The following is a 5,546-nucleotide window of genomic DNA, read 5'->3' on the forward strand; positions in this document are numbered from 1 at the left end:
TTGTCTAAAAGGAGTCCGGCGGTGTCCTACTCTCCCACAGGGTCCCCCCTGCAGTACCATCGGCGCTGTGAGGCTTAGCTTCCGGGTTCGGAATGTAACCGGGCGTTTCCCTCACGCTATGGCCGCCGAAACACTATTGATGTTTCAATCAAACACATAACAAAGTCATTGTTGTTATGCGGTTCTCGACCGTACATCGAGAACCACTCAGTGGACGCGTAGCACCAACAAACGGTGTGTTATCAAGTCATCGGCTTATTAGTACCAGTCAGCTGCATGCATTACTGCACTTCCACATCTGGCCTATCAACCCAGTAGTCTGGCTGGGAGCCTCTCACCCGAAGGTATGGAAATCTCATCTTGAGGCCGGCTTCCCGCTTAGATGCTTTCAGCGGTTATCCATCCCGAACGTAGCTAATCAGCGGTGCTCCTGGCGGAACAACTGACACACCAGAGGTTCGTCCAACCCGGTCCTCTCGTACTAGGGTCAGATCCTCTCAAATTTCCTACGCGCGCAGCGGATAGGGACCGAACTGTCTCACGACGTTCTAAACCCAGCTCGCGTACCGCTTTAATGGGCGAACAGCCCAACCCTTGGGACCTACTCCAGCCCCAGGATGCGACGAGCCGACATCGAGGTGCCAAACCATGCCGTCGATATGGACTCTTGGGCAAGATCAGCCTGTTATCCCCGAGGTACCTTTTATCCGTTGAGCGACAGCGCTTCCACAAGCCACTGCCGGATCACTAGTCCCGACTTTCGTCCCTGCTCGACCTGTCAGTCTCACAGTCAAGCTCCCTTGTGCACTTACACTCGACACCTGATTGCCAACCAGGTTGAGGGAACCTTTGGGCGCCTCCGTTACTTTTTGGGAGGCAACCGCCCCAGTTAAACTACCCACCAGGCACTGTCCCTGAACCGGATTACGGTTCGAAGTTAGATATCCAGAGTGACCAGAGTGGTATTTCAACAATGACTCCACACGAACTAGCGTCCATGCTTCAAAGTCTCCCACCTATCCTACACAAGCCACACCGAACACCAATACCAAGCTGTAGTAAAGGTCACGGGGTCTTTCCGTCCTGCTGCGCGTAACGAGCATCTTTACTCGTAATGCAATTTCGCCGAGTTCGCGGTTGAGACAGTTGGGAAGTCGTTACGCCATTCGTGCAGGTCGGAACTTACCCGACAAGGAATTTCGCTACCTTAGGATGGTTATAGTTACCACCGCCGTTTACTGGGGCTTAAATTCTCAGCTTCGCCTTGCGGCTAACCGGTCCTCTTAACCTTCCAGCACCGGGCAGGCGTCAGTCCGTATACATCGTCTTGCGACTTGGCACGGACCTGTGTTTTTAGTAAACAGTCGCTACCCACTAGTCTCTGCGGCCTCCAAACGCTTTCGGGAGTAAATCCCTATACGCCGAAGGCCCCCCTTCTCCCGAAGTTACGGGGGCATTTTGCCGAGTTCCTTAACCACGATTCTCTCGATCTCCTTGGTATTCTCTACCTGACCACCTGAGTCGGTTTGGGGTACGGGCGGCTAGAACCTCGCGTCGATGCTTTTCTTGGCAGCATAGGATCACCCACTTTTTATCCGCATCGTGTCTCAGCCTCTGTGAATCGCGGATTTGCCTACGACTCGGCCTACGCACTTGCACCAGGACAACCATCGCCTGGCTTGGGCTACCTTCCTGCGTCACACCTGTTAATACGCTAACCGCACCAGAATGGGGTCGTGCGCTAGGCCCAGAGCGTCACCCCGAAGGGATCAGTCACTGGGATTCAGACACTTAGCACTACTGGATTAGCTTGGGCGGTTCTTCGCCGGTACGGGAATATCAACCCGTTGTCCATCGACTACGCCTGTCGGCCTCGCCTTAGGTCCCGACTTACCCAGGGAAGATTAGCTTGACCCTGGAACCCTTGGTCTTTCGGAGGACGTGTTTCTCACACGTCATTCGCTACTCATGCCTGCATTCTCACTCGTGTAGCCTCCACGGCTGGTTCACACCGCCGCTTCGCTGGCCACACGACGCTCTCCTACCCATCAACACGGCTGGACCACGAAGGCCTACCAATAATGTCAATGCCACAACTTCGGTGGCGTGCTTGAGCCCCGTTACATTGTCGGCGCGGAATCACTTGACCAGTGAGCTATTACGCACTCTTTCAAGGGTGGCTGCTTCTAAGCCAACCTCCTGGTTGTCAAGGCAACTCCACATCCTTTCCCACTTAGCACGCGCTTTGGGACCTTAGTTGGTGGTCTGGGTTGTTTCCCTCTCGACTATGAAGCTTATCCCCCACAGTCTCACTGCTGCGCTCTCACTTACCGGCATTCGGAGTTTGGCTGACGTCAGTAACCTTGTAGGGCCCATCGGCCATCCAGTAGCTCTACCTCCGGCAAGAAACACGCAACGCTGCACCTAAATGCATTTCGGAGAGAACCAGCTATCACGAAGTTTGATTGGCCTTTCACCCCTATCCACAGCTCATCCCCTCAGTTTTCAACCTAAGTGGGTTCGGTCCTCCACGACGTCTTACCGTCGCTTCAACCTGGCCATGGATAGATCACTTCGCTTCGGGTCTAGGACATGCGACTGAATCGCCCTATTCAGACTCGCTTTCGCTACGGCTACCCCACACGGGTTAACCTCGCCACATATCGCTAACTCGCAGGCTCATTCTTCAAAAGGCACGCTGTCACCCCTACTAAGGAGGCTCCAACGGTTTGTAAGCAAACGGTTTCAGGTACTATTTCACTCCCCTCCCGGGGTACTTTTCACCTTTCCCTCACGGTACTTGTCCGCTATCGGTCATCTGGGAGTATTTAGGCTTATCAGGTGGTCCTGACAGATTCACACGGGATTTCACGGGCCCCGTGCTACTTGGGATACTCTTCGCGCCAAGAGAAGCATTTCGACTACGGGGTTGGCACCCTCTATGACCGGCCTTTCAAGACCGTTCGTCTATACCTTCTTGTAACGCCGCCATCTCGGCAGAGATGACTGAAAAGTCCCACAACCCCCAACGTGCAACGCCTGCCGGCTATCACACACGCTAGGTTTAGCCTGTTCCGGTTTCGCTCGCCACTACTAACGGAATCGCGGTTGCTTTCTCTTCCTGTGGGTACTGAGATGTTTCACTTCCCCACGTTCCCTCTACCCGCCCTATATATTCAGGCGGGAGTCACTAGGTCGGCACGCCGCCCAGCGGGGTTTCCCCATTCGGACACCCTCGGATCAAAACTTGCTTATCAGTTCCCCGAGGCTTATCGCAGATTGCTACGTCCTTCTTCGGCTCCAGATGCCAAGGCATCCACCGTTTGCTCTTAAAGACTTGAAATCACATGAGTTTGAATCAGAATCGACACCAGACCGAAGCCTGGCATGAAATTGACTAATGATCTTTAAGATCATCTTGTGCAACCGATCCGAAGATCAGCTGCAAGATGCTCGCGTCCACTGTGTAGTTCTCAAAGTACGGGCGGTGCCCCCATCCACAACCCCACAACGTGGAGAAACAGAAAGAGGCCCAGAGTAACCAAATGCTTCCAACCCGAAGGTCAAAGCGCATCCGGTCCCTCAGGACCCAACAGCGTGCAGACACCGGTCCCCTCACCCAGAACCTTCCAACCGCAAGCGGCGTACTAGTTCCGAGATCAGATCTCGATGCCATGTCAAATGTTCCACCCATGAGCTCCCAGCGAAGAACGTATGCCTTCGATCTGGGTTCTGGACTCCGAAGAGTCAGATGCTCCTTAGAAAGGAGGTGATCCAGCCGCACCTTCCGGTACGGCTACCTTGTTACGACTTAGTCCTAATTACCGATCCCACCTTCGACGGCTCCCTCCACAAGGGTTAGGCCACCGGCTTCAGGTGTTACCGACTTTCATGACTTGACGGGCGGTGTGTACAAGACCCGGGAACGTATTCACCGCAGCGTTGCTGATCTGCGATTACTAGCGACTCCGACTTCATGAGGTCGAGTTGCAGACCTCAATCCGAACTGGGACCGGCTTTTTGGGATTCGCTCCACCTCGCGGTATTGCAGCCCTTTGTACCGGCCATTGTAGCATGCGTGAAGCCCAAGACATAAGGGGCATGATGATTTGACGTCATCCCCACCTTCCTCCGAGTTGACCCCGGCAGTATCCCATGAGTTCCCACCATTACGTGCTGGCAACATAGAACGAGGGTTGCGCTCGTTGCGGGACTTAACCCAACATCTCACGACACGAGCTGACGACAACCATGCACCACCTGTTTACGAGTGTCCAAAGAGTTGACCATTTCTGGCCCGTTCTCGTATATGTCAAGCCTTGGTAAGGTTCTTCGCGTTGCATCGAATTAATCCGCATGCTCCGCCGCTTGTGCGGGTCCCCGTCAATTCCTTTGAGTTTTAGCCTTGCGGCCGTACTCCCCAGGCGGGGAACTTAATGCGTTAGCTGCGTCACGGAATCCGTGGAATGGACCCCACAACTAGTTCCCAACGTTTACGGGGTGGACTACCAGGGTATCTAAGCCTGTTTGCTCCCCACCCTTTCGCTCCTCAGCGTCAGTTACGGCCCAGAGATCTGCCTTCGCCATCGGTGTTCCTCCTGATATCTGCGCATTCCACCGCTACACCAGGAATTCCAATCTCCCCTACCGCACTCTAGTCTGCCCGTACCCACTGCAGGCCGGAGGTTGAGCCTCCGGATTTCACAGCAGACGCGACAAACCGCCTACGAGCTCTTTACGCCCAATAATTCCGGATAACGCTTGCGCCCTACGTATTACCGCGGCTGCTGGCACGTAGTTAGCCGGCGCTTTTTCTGCAGGTACCGTCACTTTCGCTTCTTCCCTGCTAAAAGAGGTTTACAACCCGAAGGCCGTCGTCCCTCACGCGGCGTTGCTGCATCAGGCTTGCGCCCATTGTGCAATATTCCCCACTGCTGCCTCCCGTAGGAGTCTGGGCCGTGTCTCAGTCCCAGTGTGGCCGGTCACCCTCTCAGGCCGGCTACCCGTCGACGCCTTGGTGAGCCATTACCTCACCAACAAGCTGATAGGCCGCGAGCCCATCCCCAACCGAAATTCTTTCCAGACGCAGACCATGCGGTCACGTCACATATCCAGTATTAGACGCCGTTTCCAGCGCTTATCCCAGAGTCAGGGGCAGGTTGCTCACGTGTTACTCACCCGTTCGCCACTGATCCCACAGAGCAAGCTCCGTGTTCACCGTTCGACTTGCATGTGTTAAGCACGCCGCCAGCGTTCATCCTGAGCCAGGATCAAACTCTCCGTAAAAAAAGAAATGCATACGACACCGGGAAAACGATGACGCAGCGAGTTTGATGCTGACCAAAGAGACAAATTCATTGCTGACTTCATCCATTGCCAGCCCCCGGAAGGGCTGGTCTTTGATCCAAAGGAATTCTCACCCCCACCGAAGTGGAGACGAGGATAATTTGGCATTTGACAAGTGCACGCTGTTGAGTTCTCAAGGATCGGATGCTCCCACGACCCAGCCATCACAGCCAGGCCCGCAGGGCAACTTCTCTATCTTA

Annotated in this window: 3 rRNA genes; all 3 read right to left on the minus strand. The window is 54.5% G+C overall.

Features of this window, described 5'->3' with window-relative positions:
• Nucleotides 1-13 precede the first annotated feature (13 nt).
• Nucleotides 14-130, minus strand: a 5S ribosomal RNA gene (gene rrf / locus CQ042_RS20120).
• 108 nt (nucleotides 131-238) lie between these two features.
• A 23S ribosomal RNA gene (locus CQ042_RS20125) occupies nucleotides 239-3,343 on the minus strand.
• A gap of 419 nt (nucleotides 3,344-3,762) precedes the next feature.
• Nucleotides 3,763-5,286, minus strand: a 16S ribosomal RNA gene (locus CQ042_RS20130).
• Together the 16S, 23S and 5S rRNA genes form the textbook arrangement of a ribosomal RNA operon.
• Nucleotides 5,287-5,546: the final 260 nt, after the last annotated feature.

The organism is Microbacterium sp. MYb62, from assembly GCF_002979475.1.
GTDB lineage: Bacteria > Actinomycetota > Actinomycetes > Actinomycetales > Microbacteriaceae > Microbacterium.